Raw genomic sequence first — 20,401 nt, 5'->3', positions numbered from 1 at the left:
ACGTCACCCCCTGGATGCTTATTTTACCCCAGGACCCTGGGTGACATTAGTCACTATTTCACAATCGCGATTTTCTTAACCTTGCGTTCACTGCCGTTAACCAAAACCCTGGCAAAATAAATTCCGGCAGCCACCTCCCGGCAATCCCACAGGATATACTGGCCGCGTCCTGCGTTAAAAGATTGATTAATATCAGCCACCTGTTCACCGTTTGTATTATACAGCTCAATGCGGACATCAGACGGCTCCGTAAAATGCATGAGAAATCGGATCTGATTTCTTCCCGGATTGGGATACGGCAGCACATCATTCGCCTCCAAAGCAACACCGGACAAGGCATTGGTTGCGCTGGCAGTCATGCTCGGAGTCATGGTCGGCGTGGGTGTATTCGTAGGCGATATCGTGGCGGTCGGTGTAATGGTCGAACTCGGTGTAATTGTTGCGGTCAATGTCGCTGTCAATGTCTGGGTTGCGGTCGGCGATGCTGTGGCTGTCAGGCTGGCGGTTCGGGTCACCGTTGCCGTCGGCGTGGCCGTATAGGTCGCGGACTGGGTCATTGTCGGTGTCACACTCGCGGTCGGGGTGGCTGTTGCTGATATTGTTGAGGTCAGCGTGATTGTCGGAGTCAGACTGACGGTCGGCGATGCTGTGGGTGAATAGACCGGCGTCTGTGTCGTGGTCGGGGTCTCTGTCGGAGTAACCGTCGGCGAAACTGTGGCTGTATAAGTGGCAATATCAAATGACCAGGTAACCACAGCCGTCGGTACGCCTTGTGGATTTGTCGAGCGGTCCCCCAATGTTATCAAAACCTCATGTGGATTATCCCCCGGCAAAAGATCGCTCGCAGGTTGGAAGCTAACAGCATATTGTCCTTCCAACATTGGAACAGTCGATGCCGTGACCGGCGAACCGTTGAGCGAAACACTCAGACTGCCTGTATCCACACCGGCACCTAAAAAATTGTCCCACAACAAAGCGTTAATAACCGGCCGGGCGCTGGTGGTCACGCTCCGGGAAACCGGCTCAAGATTAAAGATTGCCGGACTGCTCCGGTCTGCTGAAAAATCTGTACTAAATGAAATATCCACCGTCTGATTACTGCCGGTCATAAGCAAAGACTGGCTGTTGTCCAGCATAAACTCTGTATAACCATTAACTGAAATGGCATAGGGTGTGTTGGGAATGCCGTCCAGAAAGGGTCCGCTGGAATAAACATCTACGGCATCCATCTCAAGATCAGCTAAGCGTGCATAACTATTTACCTGGCGTGTGAATGTAATCACTGGACTATCATCCAGAAAAGCATTAAGCGCCTTGCCGCTGCTATGGGCAAACCTGCCGGAGATGGAATTACCATTGGTCTCAATAACAAGGGAAACACCCGCCGTGCCGGTCATGCAATCATAGCTGTGTGCCAGAATAGCTGCATCGCTGCTGAAGTCGGCGGCAAACAGATCATAATAAAGGGCGGTGTCAGGAACATTAATTGCAAAAGCACCCCCGGCATTAAGCACCGGCGCGTAATACATAGATGTATAGCCCACCGCAGTCTGTCCCCGGGCCACACCGACCACCATCAATTGGGTAAGATCGGGAAACAATCCGGTATTATCGGTCAAAATTCCGCTGATCGCTCCATTAAAATTAGTGGTAAAATGCGCATTGGTCACATTGCCGTTATTGACCGTTGCCGGTACAACGGGATAGGATGAGGGTCCGTCATTTCCCAGCACCAGTTCGTAATTATCATTGGGTACATTGGTAAATGAATAATTAGTGTCAAGCGGCGTAATGGTCCGGCGAAAGTAGTCATCGTAGGCACCATCTCCTCCCAGTTGGCCGTTTCCATGCCATTCCAGACGCAACTCCATGTCATAAGGAACCGATGGTGTGATGTTGCCCGAAACCGTATAGCCGGATGTGAGATTAATATTGGCAATCAGCGTCTGACCGTCTACCGGCCGTACATTGGTCAACCGAAGCGGAGCATATCCCGAACCGGCCTGGGGTTTGACAATTAAATCATACGTTCCGGGAAGAACATTATGGAAAATAAAGGCATTTTGCGTATTACTCTCATAGGCAACATTGTCGTCTGTATAGATTTCCGTCAACTGGATGGTTACATTGACCCCGCTGGTGATGGTCCCTGTGACTTGCGCTTCCGGATAAACATTAAAATCAATCCCGCTAACGCTCCCGCCGCCGGAAAGTTGAATCAGCACCTGCAGAATGTGCAGGGTCTCGCCGTAAAACCAATCTTCCGGATAAGGCAGGATACCAAAATAATGATATTCATTGCGCTCAGCGCCCAGTCCGCCCACTGTAGTATTTGCCGGCACAAGGAGTGTATAATTGCCATTAGGATCAGTCACATTTGTGCTGGATACAATCTTACGATTCGCACTATATGCATACACGGTCAGCGAGTTGGAAGTCGATCCGGCAAGTCCGAGCAACCGGACCTGCCCGCTGATTGTCGCTGAATCAACCAGCTCCATGACAATACGGTAGGTGCTGTCACCGCCCCGGTTGACTTCCAAATAATAATCAGTCGGCGTATCCGTAAGCATAAAATAAAGCGGCGCCGATTCATTTCCTTGCGCCAAATAGCTGTATCCGGCATTTCGCAAACTCAAATTCACGCGGGTATTGTCTGTACTAATTTTCAAAAATTGATCAGTGCCGGACGAATAACCGCTCAGCTTATACCAATCATCATCCGTATCCATCGCAATCGTACCTGTGCCTGAATTAGGCACTGTATCCAGCAACACATCCTCTGATGCTGTGGCCAAAGAATCATTGATGTTTTCTTGAGTGGTCCCTTCGGCCCGGGTGGTCAGGGTTGCTTCTTCCCACCAACCGGCAGTTACTGTCGTACAAAAAGCAACAACCATAGCAATTACCAAAATAATTTGTTTCAAATAACGTCGCATACTTTCCTCCTAATAACTAAATAAATTATTACTTTAAAATACTACCTGATTCCTGATTTTTTTGTTTAGAAAAGTGCTTCTTTTGAAAAATATTTTCCTGGAAACCCATCTCCAGCGTAACAGATGAATGCCGGCCCCCATTGACTGTGTTTTATTTCAAGTCAGCCGAGTGCCTCATTTTGCAATCCCCTGAAACAGTTTGCGTGCTTATCTCTGTCTCACATATTTCAACTTTCCCTTAAATCCAAGCTTTTTCCTTTGTCTGTCCGTGTCGACAAAACCGGCACGATACCTGCTTTATATAAAGGTGAATTTAAAAAACACTCGAAAGGAGATGAGTACTATGACACTCGTCAAATGGAATCCGTACAGAACATTAAATAATTTGGAAAAGGAGCTTAACCACTTCTTGGGTGACTACACCGGTAGTTTTAACCACGAAAACAAATCCGATTGGCAGCCGTCAACCCAAATCGTTGAGAAGAAAAATGCTTTTGACGTGGCGCTTGAGCTTCCCGGTGTGAACAAAGAGGATGTCACGATTAACCTGAAAGGAGATGTATTAACTATTCAGGGTGAAAAAAAATCTGAAAAACCGGCTGAGCAGGAGAAATATGATATCTGCGAAAGGCAATTCGGCAGCTTTGCCCGCAGCTTCACCCTGCCCAAAACAGCTGACCCAACAGGAATCCAAGCTGCTTTTAACAACGGAATCCTGAGCATCACCATTCCCAAGGCTGAACAGGCACAACCAAAGAATATCAAAATTCAATAATTGGAACAAAGGGGGACGTTTCCTCCCAGCGTCCCCCTTTGTCAAGCACAGATGAATTCTTTCCGGACAAATCGCTTTCCACGAATGATCACAAAAAATTCATAAAGCCCTATCACGCTAAGGCGCAAAGGGCACAAAAAAATACAAAATCTCTGTCCACGGATTACATAGCATGAAAATAGGTTAAAGGCATTAAACCCTAAAAGATTGATTTATTATTTTTGAAGTTCTTTGCAGCTTAGCGCCTTGGCGTGAGGATGCTTTTTTAGGCCAGGCTTTCCATGACTTTCATGATGCACTTATTCTGGACTACCGCGATACCAGCTTGTCTGGCTTTTTCCGCAGCGTGTTCATGGCAGATACCTTCTTGCATCCAAATCACCTTGCACCCAATCCGGATGGCCTCATCCACCAGCTCCGGGACCGCCTCCGCACGCCGAAAAATATTCACCACATCAACCGGCTTGCCATACGCTGCTAAAGAAGGATAGACCGGTTCCTCCAGCAATTTCTGAATTGCCGGACGGATCGGGATAATCGTATATCCCTTGGCTTTTAAGTAGACACCAATTTGATGCGAAGGTCGTGTGGGTTTGGGTGAAAGCCCGACAATGGCAATCGTCTGGATGCCCGCCAACGCCCGCGCCGCTTCCGGTGCAGGCGTTGGCAGGCTGCATTGTAGATTACTCATTGCCGGTTTTTTCAGCCAGCAATGATTTGATATCATTCTCAAAAACACTTTTATCCCGGTACCCGACATAGGATTGAATGATCTTCCCAGTCTGATCAATCACCAGGGTATGGGGAATCCCACGCAGACCGACATAAGCGGCAATTTCCTGACTCCCCCAAAAAAGATCATAATTAATTTTCATCTCGTCTGCAAATGCCTGTACCTTTTTTAACGGGGCTTGATCATACGATAGCCCGATGACCGCCAGATCATCTTTGTACTCATTTTGCAACTCTATAAAATGAGGAATCTCCTTGCGACAGGGCGGGCACCAGGTGGCAAATAAATCAAGAATCACAATTTTACCGCGATAATCTTTAAGTGCTATGTCATTGCCCGCAAAATTTTTAACTGAAAAATCAGGAAAAACCGTCTTATCGGTCGTCATCACGACCGAGTCTTTTGCCGACGCACCTATTTTCCCACCGGCCTTGGCATTTTCCGCCGCGCCTTGACAACCGGCAATCAATACGGTCGCTAAAATAATTCCAATTCCTGCTGATATTTTTCTCATCATAATCTCTCCTTTTTACTGCGTCCCATACTTGCACTTCAGCCGGCGATCAGCGCACCCAAACCTGCACCATAAAGCATGGCATAAACCGGGGAACTCCATATTGGGCAAGCGCCGCTTGAACATCCGATCAGACGGTGCAGCCCGTAGCCAATGCCGGCTCCAACAACCATACCGAGAATAATTTTAAAAACGATATGCACTGTTTCGACTCCCTTGATTATTTTGCCAGTGCTTCATCAATTTCTTTTAGCAATACCGGTTTGGGACGCAATCCAACCCAGTTGGCAATCACTTTTCCGTCTTTAAACAATGAAATCGTCGGAATACTCATCACGCCAAAACGCTGCGCCAGATCCTGTGCCTCATCAACATTGATTTTTACAATTTTCAAATCACTGCGTTCCTGTAAAATTTCCTCCATGATCGGCGTAATCATTTTGCAGGGACCGCACCAGTCCGCATAAAAATCTGCAACCACCGGTTTGTCCGACTTCTCTACTTCCTCTGCAAATGCCTGTGAGCTTACCTGAATGGCCATCGTCATTTCTCCTTTGTTGTTTTTTTTTGTTCGGTGACACCAAATAAATCGCACATATATGTCAGAATCGACCGGACACGTTCGTCCGTCACGCTGTAGCAGATCTGCTTGCCCTTACGGGTTGACGCCACCAATCCTGCTTTGCGCATTTTAATCAAATGCTGGGATGCCAGCGGTTGACTAATCCCTAATTGCCGCCAAACCTTGTTGACATTGCATTCGCTGCCGCATAGCCCCATAAGCATCTGTAACCGAATCGGATGACCAATTGACCTGAGAATCTGCGACATTTCCAAATAATTATTTTTATCACTTATCTTATTTATCATGGTTCGGACATATTATATTTTATTTATATAATTGTCAACTAATATTTAATATAATTTTTTAATCGTAGTTTCCCACTTAACAAAACATCCTGTCACAAAGCCGATCCGCCCCTACTTCTGCGGTTTAAATCCAATCGGTTTTGATTTGCGTTTTAACGTTACCGAAAAATCCATAATGCACTGAATCGCTCCAAAACACTAAAAATCTCCTTATCATGCTTGGCCAGTTGCGCAACGTACCGATTCATGCGCTGAAACAAATCTTTGTTCAAACTACTCATCAATTCACGCAGTTTGGTAAATGTCCGCATGATTTGAATATTGACTGCTATGGCATGCTTGCTATGCAAAACTGTCGAAAGCATAGCAACACCCTTCTCAGAAAAGGCAAAGAGAAGTTTTCTTGTTCCGTCCCAGACTTGAAACGCCAAAATGGCATTTCAAGTCTGGGAATTCATTTAAATCAAGTTGAATCATAAACTCTGATGCAAAACCCCCTAAAAAATCATTGCGGGCAGCTTGCCCTGCGTATGCGGGGGCAAATGCCGGGTGTCGGGACCGGAGGACGCGCGGCAATCTGATTTTATCCTTATAAAACAGAAATTACTTCGTCGCTATCGCTCCTCATAATGATAGTAACCGATGGTTTTGCAGCAGAATCAATCATAAAATCTGACGGGAAACGATTAAATTTTCGTCTAACCTGTCTTGTCAACTGTCCGATTTTTCCTCATCAATTCCGCAACCAACATCCTAAGTATCAACAAATCAAACGGCTTGCCCATGCACCGGTCTGCGCCGAGCTCCAAGGCCTTTTGTTCCAATACGTCATCCATCCGCGCTGATAGCATAATGATGCGGGGCTTTCTCCGACCAACACTCCCTCTCGCCCCTGGAGAGATCCCCGAACTACGGACACAAGGGGTCGGGGTGAGAGGCTTATCTTTTCTCATTACAATTTTTTTTATCAATTCAATCCCATCCATCCCCGGCAATGCGTAATCTGTAATCACCACATCCGGCCGCCATTTCAGGGCATGCAAAAATCCCCCTTCCGCATCTTTGGCACAGCGAATTTTCACGTCCGGCTGCTCTAATGCCATGCACAGTGTTTCACGGAGCGCAGGTTGATCTTCGATAATCAGGAGCTTGGGCATAAAGAGAGTCCTCCAATTTTGTCGATACTCTCAAAAGTGCTCTTTGGAGCACCTCGAGATCAAAAAAAATGAGCTACTATACACATATTATGACAAAAACCCAAACCAAAGTGGTCAAAAATATTCGCAAACTTTTAACCCAACGCGGCATCTCAGCCGAAAAACTTGCCTTTGAAATCGATATGAGTAAGAGCTATCTATATGCCTTTATGGCTGGTAAAAAAGGGATTACCCTGGAGAGTCTCGAAAGAATCGCCGAAGGGCTGGATATCGATATAAAAAACTTTTTTGAATAATTGACTAAGTTTGAAGCTGATATTGATATCTTGCACAGTTTGTGGTTAGGTAAACATATTTTCTGCGCGCATTACTAATGGTTCTCAAAATATTTCCCCGCTTCTTGTTCATCAATCATTTCAGCGCTCGACGCCTCAACATCGCTTCCTTTTATATATCCGGGTTGATGTTTCCCCATTTTAAATATTCCAATAACATGCCAATAATTATTTTTGTCAGTCCCCTGAATTTTAAAATCGACAATAACATTTTTGCTTTTAGACTTGCATATTTCAGCCGTGTTTTTATTAGCGGAGTAGTATATCGGCACATTGTCTTTTTTTAACTTAATTTTTAAAATACTGTTTTTTGTATCCTTTGTTGATCGTATTTTATTTTGAATTGCATCAATAATGTCAATAGCCGCATTTAATACATATTCACAGTTTTGTCTTATATCCGGATCATTTAGCACCCTAAAATCCTCTCTAACTATCCAGCCGATTTTATCATTTGCATAAACAACCTTTGGTGTAAGTCTGTGAATATTCCAATAGTATTTTGTATTCAATCCGTACTTAAGTAATTCTAAATCAATTTCGTGCAGCGAAAGATTTGTAAGTTGAGAGTAATCAGAAATACCTGCCGGGATTTCATCCGCCGGGGTACCAAACACCTTACTTAGAAAAGATTCTTTTCTAATATCAAATTGATATTCAAATATTTTGTAAATTGATTTTCTGCAATTTATTAGACAAGATTTATAATTCCCCTTCTCGAAATCTTTCTCGGCAATTTTAATATATTCTTTTGGTTTGCCATCGGCCAAAATACCACTCAAAAAAATCTCCAAATATTTTTTATAGAATATTTTTTCACACGCCGTGTTAATATATTCGTAGGTCATCCCCAAGTAGTGATTACAGTCAATCTCTGCCGGAAAAATACCGGAATGCTTAAATTTATTCCTTATTGTATTTAAATCAGCTATAAAATTATATGATTCAATTTCTATTTTGTTTTGACTCAATTCCTCCTCGATTTTTTTACATCTTCCAATTAACGAATCATCTTTCTTGGAACGAAGTTTTAAATGATCTATAATTGCAATCTGAAACATATCCAAACAATCATGTAATAAGTTAATTCCAAATGCCATTTTTAAATAATTATTGGACTGAATATTTTTTTCTGCTTCTTTATATTGGTATTTTGATAAAATAAGTTCTTTCATTATTTTTGAATCGATGGTTTCCATTACCATGCTCTCCTTTAGCATCAATAAAATATCCGCTATCACTTTTAATTGTATAATTTACTGTCTAACTGGTCTATATTGATTTTCATATGCTGACTTCCTATGAGCCGGCATTGGGAATATCGCTACACTAAATATTTTTTCCCCACCCGTGCAACAATCTCCTGATTTTTCAGTCTAACTAATAATACCGGTCGATCAATTTCAGTCAGGCGGATCGCACTACATCTTGTCTATTATAGTTGACATAATATCTATTATAGTTTACATTTAGAAGGGAGCGTTGATGCAGCATAAAAAAATAAAAATCTTCAAAACTCCGGCAGGAAAAGAGCCTTTTTTAACTTGGTTTCGCTCATTAAAAGACCTTTCAGTGCGGACGCGAATCCGTACCCGTTTGGATCGCGTGGCATTGGGCAATTTAAGAGATTACAAAGCGCTGGGCGAAGGTGTTTTTGAATTAAAATTCAATTTTGGAGTAAGAATTTATTTTGGGCAGATTGGGAACATTGTTGTGCTGCTATTGCACGGCGGTGATAAAAAAACACAGCAAAAGGATATAAAAAAAGCCAAAGATTATTGGAGATGGTTTCATGAATAAACTGACGAGCAAACAAAAACAGAAGCTAAAAGGTTATTCGCACTGGTCGGATATTATCAAAGATGACTTCAAAAGAAATCCGGAAGAAGCCTATGCTTATTTGACTGCTGCTCTAAAAAACTATGAAAAAGACGGTAATGAAAAATTGCTCTTGCTGGCTCTACGGAGAATGGCTGAGGCTGTGGGTGTCGCAAACTTAGCTAAAAAAGCCGGACTCTCCCGGCAAAGCATTTATAAAGCACTGTCCGAACATGGCAATCCCACATTAAAAACACTGGATACCCTGCTGCATGCACTGGGATTTACCCACAGCTTCAAGCCTATTTAATGTGTACCAATCCAAGGATTAATTTATAATATCTCGAATTTTTTTTCAATAATGGATTTGAATTCATCTGAGATGGCATGCCAGTCTACGATATCCACCAGAATGGGCAGATCGGATTCTGAAAGGGCTTGTTTCAATGCGGCCTGGACTTGTAGGGAAATTTTTTCTTTGCCCTTGAGGGCGATATCAATATCGGAAAAACGCTGATGGGTGCCAAGTATGCGCGATCCAAAAACCCGCGCTTCAATACCCGAAATGCTGTAGGGTCGGACACCCGGCGAATGCCGGATGTCCGACCCTGTACATAACATCATTTTATTAATTCGCGTATTTCCCGGGATTTTTATCAAATTTACTGATGCAGCCTTTGCAGTATAAATAATATTCTTACTCTTATACTCACGGGTGGCAACTACTTTGTCCTTGGCAATGGTCGATCCCATCACCGAACAGGTCACCCTATCCTTGCCTGCTTGAGCTGCTTTTTCCTGACAAGCCTGACATTTCTCTCCCGTCTTGCAATCCGGGCATTTTTTCCCCGCATGACCTGCTAATAAACATTTTTTCATATTCATAGTACCTTTCTCCTTACATATTATATAACACTGTCCTTTAGGGCTATTTTTATGCACACTTGGCACGTTGGTGGTCATTTTCCCCGCAGCATATTTATAAACCATCTTTGGGAATATTCGTTTCAGTCCGCCACCGCCGTGCATTTTTTCATCATTTTTTTCTGTGCCTGGTTGGCTTTCCGCTTTTGGTGCCGTCCACTTTGTATCTTTACCCCTTTTTACACAGAACATCCGTATTATCTGGTACTTTGACGGATAATAATACATTGCTATATTTCACTTCTTTCATTTCCTTCATCACTTTTTATTTGTTTTTTGAAATTACCGCTGTTCAAACCCGGAGTCCGGTGGCTGTAAAAAAATGGCCGCTAGCACCACTATTTACATCTTGCTTTTCATAATATTGCGCGTATAAATAAATGTAGCTTGTTGTGTGTACACAACCTGGAGGGATAAAATATGTCTGAAAACCATGCTCTACCGGAAGAACCCCAACCATCAAAAATATCTCTGTCAGCTTTAAGTTCCGCTCTTCTCATACTTGGCTGCGGGAGTCTTCTCGCGGGTCTGGGATATCTTTTTTCAGATGCCAAACTCATCGCCATGATACTGCTCGGCGCGGGACTCTTTGGTCTCGGCTTTGGACTGGGTCCGCGTTTTGGGCCGGCATGGTCTGCTATCGGAGGTGCCGGTCTGGTTCTGGCAGGAATCGGTTTATTACTGGTCGGACTGGGTACTTTTGAAAAAACCCCGGCCAGCATCCACTGGCCCACAGCACCGGCAACCATTATCCGCTCAGATGCGGAAAGCTATACCACCACAGAAAAAGTGGGCAAGGATGAAAATATTATTAGTTATCAAGTTGCGATCATAGAATATAATTACTCGGTCGGCGACACCAATTATGCCTCCAGTCAAATTGCGCTGGCCCCTCAACAGCGCGGCGATGCCGCCCGGCTGCTTACAAAGTATCCCATCTACAAACAATTTCGTGCCTATTACAACCCGGACAATCCCGGCGAGGCTGTACTGGAACCGGGTAAACGCAAAGGCAATTTTCTACAGCCGCTCATTGGCGTTTTACTCATGGTTGTCGGCAGCCTGGCTGCTATCCGAAAGTTCCAGCGCTATTTAGAGACTTTGTCATAGAACGTCACTGGCTTACCCGGCACCCGGCATTCGCCGGGCGAGTGCGCCGGGCAATGCCCGGCAGCGTACTTGCTCAATCGTTTGACCAGGCTTCATCAAGAAATGAGTTCCGGTTTGACTTTTTCAGGCCCAAATATTTAAAGAGCGCCGGTGTCAGCTAAATGACTGACACCGGCGCTCCCATGGCTGCTACAAAAATAAACCGATTTTTTTGTATTCTTAGACTCCGGCCGTTTCTTTATCCGTGTCGCCATCCTTGATGCCCATCATATCGGCCACATCCTTGGCCACATCCCCGATCGGTTTGATATTAAAATTCTCCACCAGCACCTTGACCACGCCGGGGGAAAGGAAGGCCGGCAATGTCGGACCCAACCGGATTCCCTTGAATCCCAAATGGAGCAAAGCCAAAAGCACGGTAACCGCTTTTTGCTCGTACCAGGCAATATCAAAAGAAATCGGCAGATCATTGATATCCGCCGCGCCCATGATCTCTTTTAACTTCAGTGCAATCACTGCCAATGAATAAGAATCATTGCATTGACCGGCATCCAATACGCGCGGAATGCCTCCAATATCACCCAAATTAAGTTTATTATAGCGATACTTGGCACACCCGGCTGTCAGGATCACAGCTTCCTGGGGCAATGCCTCAGCGACCTCTGTAAAATAATTTCGGCCCGGCTGACGACCGTCACATCCGGCCATAACAACAAAACGCTTGATGGCGCCGGACTTAACTGCCGCCACGATTTTGTCGGACAATGCCATAACCTGTTGATGGGCAAATCCGCCTATAAGAGTGCCGGTCTCTATTTCCTGGGGTGAAACGCAGGTTTTTGCCAGAGCAATGACCTCGCTGAAATCCTTCTCTTCTCCTGACTTGGATTCAGCAATATGCCGCACACCTGGAAAACCAGCCATCCCGGTGGTAAATATCCGGTCACGGTAACTTTCCCTAACCGGCGTAATGCAGTTGGTCGTCATAATGACCGGCCCGTTGAATGACTCAAATTCACTTCCCTGCTTCCACCAGGCATTACCATAATTTCCTACAAAATGCTGATACTTTTTGAACCTCGGATAGTAATTTGCCGGCAGCATCTCGCTGTGCGTGTACACATCCACCCCGGTCCCTTCGGTCTGATGAAGTAATGCTTCCATATCTTTGAGATCATGTCCGGAAATTAAAATACCCGGACGGTTCTGCACACCAATATTGACCTCGGTCATTTCCGGATGTCCGTAAGCAGATGTATTCGCCTCATCGAGCAACGCCATGGTCGTGACCGCAATACTGCCTGTCTCTAAAACCATGGCCGTCAGGGTGTCGGCGGGAAGCGGCTTGGTCAAAGCGGCCAGCGCTTTAAACACAAACCGGTAAATATCGAAATTTTGTTTTCCCAATATTTCAGCATGCTCCGCATACGCCGCGATCCCTTTGAGTCCGTAAAGCATCAACAATTTCAAAGAGCGGGCATCCTCATCCGCATCATACCCTTGAATACCGACCCGAGCAGACTGCGCGGCAAAATCCGCATCACTTGCTCCCTGCCATACTGCCGCATCATGCAATGCGCCGGACAGCTTTGTCTGTGCTTTGAGTTCATGACGCAGTGTGAGCGCTTCCCTGATGAGCGCGCTGATGCGTGCATCATCGAAATTCGCATTGGTGATGGTGGCAAACAATGCTTTGCAGGCAAATGCCCCGTAGCGGTTGTCCAATTCCCGATCCGTGCTTTCCGCATACAGCGCCATGCCCTGGAGTGTGTAGATTAAAAGATCCTGCAAATCGGATGTTTCTCCTGCCTTTCCACAAACTCCGCGAATTGTACAGGCCGTGTTTTTTAATGTTTCCTGGCATTGATTACAATACATCGTTCTCTTCCTCCTTTTTTATACTGTCGCTACTTCTTCGAGTATGTCGCCCTGCAAGCTTATATTGACCCTGCTTATAGGAATATTTTTACCGGATTCGGTACGCGCCCGCTTGATAATTTCAACCAACCCGGAACAACAAGGCACCTGCATGTGCGCCACCTGGACGGACTTAATCTCATTGGCCTGGAATAGTGAGGTCAATTTCTCAGTATAGTAAGCGGCATCATCCAGTTTGGGGCAGGCAATAATAACAACCTTATCCTTTATAAAATCCCGATGAAACTCGGCATAGGCAAACGCAACACAGTCTGCGGCAATCAACAGGTCGGCATTCTTTAAGTAGGGTGCACTCTGCGGCACCAACATGAGCTGGACCGGCCAATTCTGAAGCTGCGACACTGCGCGCGGGCCGGCCTGGCTGACATCGGGCTGGGGTGCCGCTTGCTTGAGGTCCACGGCACGCGACCCCGGACATCCGCCGCCGGGTACCTCTGTTGCCGCCGGGGTATCCTCCGGGACCGGAATATTGTTCTCCTTCAGATACGCCACTGCCTGACTGTATAAATCGTCTGCACCATGATCTTTTAAGTGTTTTAAATGCGCCTTGATCGTGTTGACCCCTTGCGGCACAATATTATTCATAACTTTTTTTTCATCATAGGGCTCCGCCTCGCGTTCCTCAATCGTAATGGCGCCTTCCGGGCAATGTCCGATACAAGCACCCAATCCGTCACAGAACAAATCACTGACCAATCTGGCTTTGTTGTCTATAATCTGCAAGGCCCCTTCCGGGCAATTGGGAATACATAGACCGCATCCATTGCAGAGTGCCTCATTAATTTTGATAATTTTACGTTGGTTTCCCATGCAAATTCCTTTCTTGTGGTCTTTTAGCGTTTTTGTACAAATTAAGTAACCGCCCATGATGTAACCGATCCGGACGCTTGACAATAGGCGATTTTATTAATTGCGGCAGTCGTGATCTTTAACTTTTAATTTTAAGGGTCCCGGCAAAATCCGCCAGGGTGGTTCGCGCCAGTTCACGCACAATATCCGCCTCCGCCCGATACAGCGTCCGTCTCAGTGGACATTCCGCTTTACACTGCGGTATTCCCAAAGGACAGCGTGTCGTTTTAATACTGCCGGCAATGGTCTCGTAGATTTCCCGAAGCGATATCACGGCTGCTTTTTTTTTCAGTACAAACCCGCCGGCCGGACCCCGCTTGCTCTGAACATAACCGGCATGCTCCAGCCGCTGCATCACTTTGGCCAGATGAGTCAACGATACGCCCATGGTCTGTGCCAACACCTTGGCTGAAATTGTCTGATCTTTGTCCTTGGCCAATAATGCCAAGGCATGCAATGCCAAGGATGCTGCATCTGATACATGGAAAAAACCCGCCATATCTGTCTCCTGGTTTATTTAGGTATTATCGTACCTAAATACCTGATTAATGTCAAGCTGTTTTTTATTCCGCCAAATTATTATCGTGGCACGATAAAACACACTGTTTTCTATTTGTCCTGTCAGCTGCCGTTTTTTTTTATTTGGATAAAAATGAGGTAGGATAAAAATCAATCCCTCAAGATGCCGTCTCCCGGAATTGGTGCAAAAGATCCTCAACCTCATCTGCTGTGGAAAGCGCAAGTGCTTTTTGCACCAGCCCTTTACACTCCGAATGCCGGAGGTGTCCGACCGAGTCCACCAAATCCGGCAGCAAAACCGGCGCAACGGAAAAATTGGTAAATCCCATGCCCAACAACAGGGGTAAATAAAGCGGATCACCGGCCAGTTCGCCGCAAATGCTTACATCTTTGTCCAACGCGGCGCTCACCTGGGCAATATCCTGTAAAAGTTTTACTATAATTGGGGATGCGGCCCGATAATACTTCTGCATTTTATCCGAGGTCCGGTCAGCCACCATCACGTACTGAATCAAATCATTGGTCCCGATGGAAATGAAATCAATTTCCCGCAAGAGGATCTCAGGTGCAAATGCCGAGGCCGGGGTCTCAACCATCACCCCCAAAGAAACATCCGGCTGATGGGAAATCTGCTGTCGGGACATTTCTGCAGCTGCCCGGGCGATAATCTCCCGCACAAGGCGAACTTCCTCAACCCCGTTGACCATAGGCAGCAGAATTTTCGCTTTGCCGTGTACCGCAGCCCGCATAATCGCTTTAAGCTGCGCCATAAAGATACGCTCATGCGCCAGCGAGAGACGGATCGAGCGCCAGCCTAAAATACGGCTTGCCTTTTCCTCGTCAACCGGATTGTTGAAATCAAAATGCTTGTCCTCTCCTAAATCGAGTGTCCGGATAATCACGGTATGAGGTGCCATCTTTTCCACAACGTGACGGTAGGCCAGGTATTGCTCTTCCTCACTCAAAAATTCTCTGCGGTCCATAAAAAGAAACTCTGTACGTAATAAACCCACCCCCATCGCACCGACCCGCAGAGCCGCCTCCGCCTCATCCTCGCGCGTCAGATTAGCGGAAAATCGGACCAGGATTTTATCAAGCGTTTCAGCCGGCTTTGCTTCGCGGACCTGTAAAACCGCCTGGGAGCGGCGGGCCGCATCCTCCCGGGCAGCTTCAATCTGCGCCATTGACGGCTCCAGCACAATCACTCCGCGATTGCCGTCAACCAGTACCTGGGCCCCACTCCGAATTTGCTTAAGCGCCCCGGGAACACTCACCACTGCCGGCAAATGAAACGAGCGTGCCAGAATTGCCGCATGCGAGGAAACCCCGCCGTACTCAGTTACAAAAGCACCAACATGCTGCCGGTGAAAATGGACTGTGTCCGAAGGCATCAGCTCGCGTGCCACCATCACCACCAGCTCACCTTCCTCCACTGTGCACTGCCGCTGATAAGAAAGTAAATTATCCATGACCCGGCGGCCGATGTCCCGATAATCATTGACCCGCTCCCGCAGATAGGCATCGGAAATTTTAAGAAAGATTTGGGCCATTTCTTCAATAGTCTCCTCAAGCGCGGATTCCAGATTAACGCCTAAATTGATCAGCCGTTTCTCCACCTTGGCATAAAGTGAGGGATCATTCAGCAGCAGGTTGTGCGATGAAAAAATAGCCGCCTCTTCCTGCCCTAATTCCTGCTCCACCCGCTGCCGCATCTTCTCAATTTGGTGCCGCGAGAGCTCCAATGCTTCGTCAAAGCGTTGGAGCTCCGCTTTGACTTGATCCGGACTGATTGGATACCGGGGGATTCCCTCCGGATCACTCCAAAAACAAACCCGACCGACCGCCAGTCCCGACGATGCGGCAACACCTTTTAATTCCATCAACGGCTGTTCCATAGATAACAATCTCCTAAACTTTCGCAATCCGGCTGCGAATATTTTCATAACTCTGTTTAATAATAAACGCGGACTTGCGCAATGCCGCCTGCTCTGCCTCTGCCAACGGTAACTTCAAAATTTTTTCCACGCCCTTACGGCCCACTAAAGCCGGCAGGGAAAGCGCCACATCCTCAATGCCTTCAAATGCAGGCATGACATAGGAGACCGGCAAAACGCGGTGCTCATCCCGCAAGACCGCACCCACGATCTGAACCAAGGCCAATCCAATCGCATAATAGGTCGCGCCTTTACGTTGAATAATATCATACGCCGCATTTTTCACCTGCTCTAAAAGTTGCGGGTATTTATCCACCGGAGCACATCTACCACACGCCTCACAGTATTGCTGGATCGGTACACCGCCAATGGTCGCTGCGCTCCATGCGGCCACCTCAGAATCACCGTGTTCTCCGATAATCATGGCATGAATATTGGCAGCATCAACCTGACAATGCTCCGAGAGCAAGGCCCGCAACCGGGAGCTATCCAATACCGTGCCCGACCCGATGACACGCTCCCGGGGTAGTCCGGATATGTCCCAAGCCATCTGGGTCAAGACATCCACGGGATTCGAGGTCATAATTAAAACACCGGCAAACCCGTCCTTGATAATTTCCGGAATCATCGTATTTAAGATTCCGGCATTGCGTCCTGCCAACGCGAGACGGTCTTCGCCTGGATTTTGTTTGGCCCCGGCCGTTACTACAATTGCAGCAGCATCTTGGCAGTCGCTGTAATCGCCCAGCCGAATATTTACCGGACGTGTAAAAGCGATCCCCTGCTGAAGGTCCATAACCTCCCCCTGGGCTTTTTCTTTATTTAAATCAATCAGCACAATCTCGCGGGCCAAATGGCTCTGCATCAATGCATAAGCAAAGGTCGCACCCACTGAACCGGCTCCAATAATAACCACTTTCTGATTCATAACACCCTCCCCGACCGGAAAAGATTTTGAAAATTTGGGACGTTTCGCAGCCCCGACAGTTTGGCCATTTTATAAAATTTTACTGCCTTTGGATATAAATTATTTTCTCTCTGTTTTTTTTTGACACCGCTAACTATGAATAATAATGAAGATGGGAACTATATCGTGGATTGACGTCTGATGAACCTGGTTGCTTCAACCACCTTCTCCCATACCGGCTGGTTTCCAGGGTGTGAGAAAAAGATGCAGCAGGACGGATGTCCCGCCCTGCTACAAAAGTGACTGCTAAATCAGCTTACTCTGCCGGCGAGAAAGAATCCTTCCCCACACCGCATTCCGGGCAGACCCATTCATCCGGGATCTGATCGAAAGGTGTTCCAGGTGCTATGTTGCCATCCGGATCGCCTTTTTCAGGATCGTAAACATACCCACAAACTTCGCATACATATTTTTGCATCTTGTCACCTCATATGGTTTAATAAACAACCTGCCATCACCAATGATGACCGTACTGTCTAAATTCTCCAGGGAGCGTTTTCAGTACTGCACAAGAAATTTTCACTCAACCAGCCAACTGTATTCCAAGCAGCCCCACTATTCATTCCCTGGCTTTTTCGTTGTGCAATGCTGAAAACGCTTCCTGGAAGATTGTGCACTCGTCCTCCGGCATACCGGAAACCATTCCCGAAAAGTTCAGGGATCGGCTCAGTACGCCGCTCCTCGCAATGACTTTTATGCAGTACAAACAGCGTGAGACACGACATTAGTGCCCCTGCGTCCGGAAGGTTGGTGCGTTTTTAGATGCCTTACCTTTAATCACGTGACGATAGTAATCATAGGTTAGGGCAACCCCTTCACGTAAAACTTCTCCGCCGACCACCCGCCCCAAGAAAAGGCTATGCGTGTTGGCATCACAGCATGAAACCACCTCACACTCCAGGGTTGCCAGTGTATGATCGATAAGAAGCGGTACACCGGTTTTGCCTTCGCGATGACCGGCCTCCTTAAATTTATCCACATCACGACCTGATTTAAATCCCCAAGTTCCGATAACTTTAAACGGTGTCGACTGCTCCAAAATTGAAAGACCAAAAACACCGCTTTGCGTAATATAATCATGGGTCAAATTCTGTTTATTCAGACAAATAACCACCTGCATGGGTTCGGCCGTCACCTGAGAGGCCACATTGATAATCTGACCATTCTTCTTATCCTGCGCGTGTGACGAAACGATATACATGCCGTAATTAAGCAGACCCAATGCCTGCTCGTGTTTGATTAATTCTTGCGGCGTCGGTTTCATTCCCATTTGAGCGGCTTATGCCGTGGGTTTGGCTGTCGCATCCACAAAGACGCGCAGGCCCAGCTCTTTATTTAACATATACAATCCCTGTTTGGATTCCTGAACCATCTTAATTTGGCCGAAAATCTGCGCGACATTGGCCTCCTCTTCAACCTGCTCGGCAACAAACCATTGCAGCATATTATTGGTGGCATGGTCCTTCTCCGCAATAGCCAGATCCACCAACTTATTGATTAAACCGGTTACATAGTGTTCGTGCTTCACGACTTCGGCAAAAACTTCTTCCGCATTCTTCCAGTCGGTCGCCGGCTTGGCAATTGTATCCAGTGTGACACTTCCGCCCCGCTCCAAAACATAGCGGAAAAACTTAACCGCATGGGTGATTTCTTCCTGATACTGGACATACATCCAGCCGGCAAACCCGGTCATATTCTGTTCCTCAAAATATGCGGACATGGCCAGGTAAAGATAACCGGAGTAAAACTCGGCATTAATCTGATCATTAAGCGCTTTTTCCAAATTTTTATTCATGCCTCCTGCCTCCTTTGTAATCTCACGAATCCTTTAGCTGCCCTACTGTCTGACGCAAGTGCGCAAGGAGTTCCGATGTGGGGCGATACTTGGCGTTCACCACCGAGCCGGGTAATTCCCAGCCCATCTCGCGGACCCAGGTTTCCAGCTCTTTCATGGTATTGGGATTCCATCCATAAGAACCGAAAATCATGGCTTTTTTATTCTGCGGCTTCAATCCCCGAATATATGTCATAAATGCTCCCATGGTGGGGAGCATCATATTATTCAATGTTGGGGATCCCAGTGCAATATACCGCGCTTCCAAAACATCGGCAACCAGATCAGAAATATGCATATGCTTGAGGCTGCGCATGACAACTGGAATATCCATGTTTTCAAACGCCGACTTGACCGTATGCGCCATGGTCTCCGTCGCGCCCCACATGGTGTCATAAATCACAACCGCCTTTTCGACTGTTTTATACTGAGTCCAAAATTTATACTTCTCAATAATTTCCGTAAAATACTTCCGCCAAATCAATCCGTGGCTGGTGGCGATCATGTCAAACTCCAGGCCGGAAAGCGCTGTCAAGGCTTTGTCCACCTGTGCACCATACGGCAGAATAATATTGGCATAATACTTAGCCGCTTCTTCCATCACAACATCTTTGGCCGTCTCATCTTCAAATATGCCCTCAGTGGCAATGTGCTGGCCAAACGCATCATTGGGCATAAGCAGTTTGGCCTCCGGGACGTAGGTTGCCATGGAGTCAGGCCAATGAACCAAAGGCATATGTACAAACTTAAGCGTATGCTTGCCAATGGATAATTCTTCGTTGGTTTTCACAGCCCGCATATTCCAGGCAGAAGTGTCAAAATGGAGTTTTAATCCCTTCTCACCATTGGTCGACGTCAGCACTTCCACATTGGGCGCCCGTTTGACCACTTCGCCAAGACACCCTGAGTGGTCCATCTCTACGTGATTGGACACCACAATATCTATCTTCACCGGATCAACAATGCTCGCAATCCTGGCAAACATTTCGTCCGCAAGATGCGCTTTGACCGTATCGACCAGAACAATTTTTTCATCTATGATCAAATATGCATTGTAGGTGGAGCCGCGCTGGGTCTTGTAACCGTGAAAATCACGCAGATTCCAATCCTTAACACCCACCCAATAAATCCCCGGTTTAATTTCAACAGCTTTCATGCTAATCCACCCTCCATTCAAAACCTTAC

General features: G+C 46.4%; 24 protein-coding genes. 5 read left to right on the top strand and 19 right to left on the bottom strand.

Annotated elements, in window-relative coordinates:
- Window positions 1-53: 53 nt before the first annotated feature.
- Window positions 54-2,939, bottom strand: coding sequence for a T9SS type A sorting domain-containing protein (locus K8S19_03895; GenBank protein ID MCD4812816.1), 2,886 nt, complete (start codon window positions 2,937-2,939; stop codon window positions 54-56).
- Between the two features lie 343 nt (window positions 2,940-3,282).
- Between K8S19_03895 and K8S19_03890 the strand changes: the two genes are divergently transcribed.
- Complete coding sequence (locus K8S19_03890) at window positions 3,283-3,714, top strand: Hsp20/alpha crystallin family protein (protein ID MCD4812815.1); 432 nt, start codon at window positions 3,283-3,285, stop codon at window positions 3,712-3,714.
- 265 nt (window positions 3,715-3,979) lie between these two features.
- On the opposite strand, the gene K8S19_03885 is transcribed toward K8S19_03890, so the two are convergent.
- The 7 genes from K8S19_03885 to K8S19_03855 form a co-directional block, all read right to left on the bottom strand.
- Window positions 3,980-4,405 carry a CoA-binding protein gene (locus tag K8S19_03885; protein MCD4812814.1) on the bottom strand — a complete coding sequence of 142 codons (426 nt, stop codon included), beginning with the start codon at window positions 4,403-4,405 and terminating at the stop codon, window positions 3,980-3,982.
- On the bottom strand, window positions 4,398-4,964 hold the full coding sequence (locus K8S19_03880) for a TlpA family protein disulfide reductase (GenBank protein MCD4812813.1): 567 nt from the start codon (window positions 4,962-4,964) through the stop codon (window positions 4,398-4,400). The genes K8S19_03885 and K8S19_03880 overlap by 8 nt, the downstream gene beginning before the upstream one ends.
- Window positions 4,965-4,999: 35 nt before the next feature.
- Window positions 5,000-5,134, bottom strand: a complete 135-nt coding sequence (locus K8S19_03875) for a DUF6132 family protein (GenBank protein MCD4812812.1) — start codon at window positions 5,132-5,134, stop codon at window positions 5,000-5,002.
- Window positions 5,135-5,181: 47 nt separating this feature from the next.
- The gene (trxA, locus tag K8S19_03870) at window positions 5,182-5,502 is read right to left on the bottom strand and encodes a thioredoxin (protein ID MCD4812811.1); all 321 of its coding nucleotides are present in this window, start codon (window positions 5,500-5,502) and stop codon (window positions 5,182-5,184) included.
- Window positions 5,503-5,504: 2 nt separating this feature from the next.
- A complete protein-coding gene (locus K8S19_03865; GenBank protein MCD4812810.1) occupies window positions 5,505-5,831 on the bottom strand; it encodes a metalloregulator ArsR/SmtB family transcription factor in 327 nt (108 codons plus the stop codon).
- A 158-nt stretch (window positions 5,832-5,989) separates the two neighbouring features.
- Window positions 5,990-6,196, bottom strand: a complete 207-nt coding sequence (locus tag K8S19_03860) for a hypothetical protein (GenBank protein ID MCD4812809.1) — start codon at window positions 6,194-6,196, stop codon at window positions 5,990-5,992.
- Window positions 6,197-6,529: 333 nt separating this feature from the next.
- A complete protein-coding gene (locus K8S19_03855) occupies window positions 6,530-6,988 on the bottom strand; it encodes a response regulator (protein MCD4812808.1) in 459 nt (152 codons plus the stop codon).
- Window positions 6,989-7,077: 89 nt separating this feature from the next.
- Between K8S19_03855 and K8S19_03850 the strand changes: the two genes are divergently transcribed.
- The gene (locus K8S19_03850) at window positions 7,078-7,284 is read left to right on the top strand and encodes a helix-turn-helix domain-containing protein (protein ID MCD4812807.1); all 207 of its coding nucleotides are present in this window, start codon (window positions 7,078-7,080) and stop codon (window positions 7,282-7,284) included.
- Window positions 7,285-7,358: 74 nt separating this feature from the next.
- On the opposite strand, the gene K8S19_03845 is transcribed toward K8S19_03850, so the two are convergent.
- Complete coding sequence (locus K8S19_03845; GenBank protein MCD4812806.1) at window positions 7,359-8,522, bottom strand: hypothetical protein; 1,164 nt, start codon at window positions 8,520-8,522, stop codon at window positions 7,359-7,361.
- A gap of 286 nt (window positions 8,523-8,808) precedes the next feature.
- On the opposite strand from K8S19_03845, the gene K8S19_03840 reads away from it, so the two are divergent.
- Together K8S19_03840 and K8S19_03835 are read left to right on the top strand one after the other, a co-directional pair.
- Window positions 8,809-9,123: a type II toxin-antitoxin system RelE/ParE family toxin gene (locus tag K8S19_03840; protein ID MCD4812805.1), complete on the top strand. Its 315-nt coding sequence runs from the start codon at window positions 8,809-8,811 to the stop codon at window positions 9,121-9,123.
- Complete coding sequence (locus K8S19_03835) at window positions 9,116-9,451, top strand: putative addiction module antidote protein (protein MCD4812804.1); 336 nt, start codon at window positions 9,116-9,118, stop codon at window positions 9,449-9,451. Before K8S19_03840 ends, K8S19_03835 begins: the two co-directional genes overlap by 8 nt.
- A gap of 23 nt (window positions 9,452-9,474) precedes the next feature.
- Here K8S19_03835 and K8S19_03830 read toward each other — a convergent pair whose 3' ends face one another.
- Window positions 9,475-10,026, bottom strand: a complete 552-nt coding sequence (locus K8S19_03830) for a nucleotidyltransferase domain-containing protein (protein MCD4812803.1) — start codon at window positions 10,024-10,026, stop codon at window positions 9,475-9,477.
- A gap of 459 nt (window positions 10,027-10,485) precedes the next feature.
- Here K8S19_03830 and K8S19_03825 point away from each other — a divergent pair, with 459 nt between their 5' ends.
- The gene (locus tag K8S19_03825) at window positions 10,486-11,175 is read left to right on the top strand and encodes a DUF3592 domain-containing protein (protein ID MCD4812802.1); all 690 of its coding nucleotides are present in this window, start codon (window positions 10,486-10,488) and stop codon (window positions 11,173-11,175) included.
- 219 nt (window positions 11,176-11,394) lie between these two features.
- On the opposite strand, the gene hcp is transcribed toward K8S19_03825, so the two are convergent.
- The 9 genes from hcp to K8S19_03780 all read right to left on the bottom strand — a co-directional run bounded on the left by hcp (window position 11,395) and on the right by K8S19_03780 (window position 20,372).
- Window positions 11,395-13,053 carry a hydroxylamine reductase gene (hcp, locus tag K8S19_03820; GenBank protein ID MCD4812801.1) on the bottom strand — a complete coding sequence of 553 codons (1,659 nt, stop codon included), beginning with the start codon at window positions 13,051-13,053 and terminating at the stop codon, window positions 11,395-11,397.
- Window positions 13,054-13,071: 18 nt separating this feature from the next.
- Entirely contained in the window at window positions 13,072-13,923 is an 852-nt protein-coding gene (locus tag K8S19_03815; protein ID MCD4812800.1) for a 4Fe-4S binding protein, read from the bottom strand.
- A gap of 118 nt (window positions 13,924-14,041) precedes the next feature.
- The gene (locus tag K8S19_03810) at window positions 14,042-14,461 is read right to left on the bottom strand and encodes an Rrf2 family transcriptional regulator (GenBank protein MCD4812799.1); all 420 of its coding nucleotides are present in this window, start codon (window positions 14,459-14,461) and stop codon (window positions 14,042-14,044) included.
- A 178-nt stretch (window positions 14,462-14,639) separates the two neighbouring features.
- Complete coding sequence (ptsP, locus tag K8S19_03805) at window positions 14,640-16,376, bottom strand: phosphoenolpyruvate--protein phosphotransferase (GenBank protein ID MCD4812798.1); 1,737 nt, start codon at window positions 16,374-16,376, stop codon at window positions 14,640-14,642.
- Between the two features lie 13 nt (window positions 16,377-16,389).
- Window positions 16,390-17,343 carry an L-lactate dehydrogenase gene (locus tag K8S19_03800; GenBank protein ID MCD4812797.1) on the bottom strand — a complete coding sequence of 318 codons (954 nt, stop codon included), beginning with the start codon at window positions 17,341-17,343 and terminating at the stop codon, window positions 16,390-16,392.
- Window positions 17,344-17,638: 295 nt separating this feature from the next.
- Window positions 17,639-17,800, bottom strand: a complete 162-nt coding sequence (locus K8S19_03795) for a rubredoxin (GenBank protein ID MCD4812796.1) — start codon at window positions 17,798-17,800, stop codon at window positions 17,639-17,641.
- Window positions 17,801-18,106: 306 nt separating this feature from the next.
- Window positions 18,107-18,646, bottom strand: a complete 540-nt coding sequence (locus K8S19_03790; protein MCD4812795.1) for a flavin reductase family protein — start codon at window positions 18,644-18,646, stop codon at window positions 18,107-18,109.
- A gap of 15 nt (window positions 18,647-18,661) precedes the next feature.
- Entirely contained in the window at window positions 18,662-19,177 is a 516-nt protein-coding gene (locus K8S19_03785; GenBank protein ID MCD4812794.1) for a ferritin, read from the bottom strand.
- A gap of 22 nt (window positions 19,178-19,199) precedes the next feature.
- A complete protein-coding gene (locus tag K8S19_03780) occupies window positions 19,200-20,372 on the bottom strand; it encodes an FprA family A-type flavoprotein (GenBank protein MCD4812793.1) in 1,173 nt (390 codons plus the stop codon).
- Window positions 20,373-20,401: the final 29 nt, after the last annotated feature.

The organism is bacterium, from assembly GCA_021108215.1.
In the GTDB taxonomy this organism is placed as follows: domain Bacteria; phylum Oederibacteriota; class JAAXVQ01; order JAAXVQ01; family JAUVAV01; genus JAIORK01.
The sequence above is the reverse complement of the archived record's forward strand: the minus strand, read 5'-3'. Positions and strand labels throughout refer to the sequence as shown.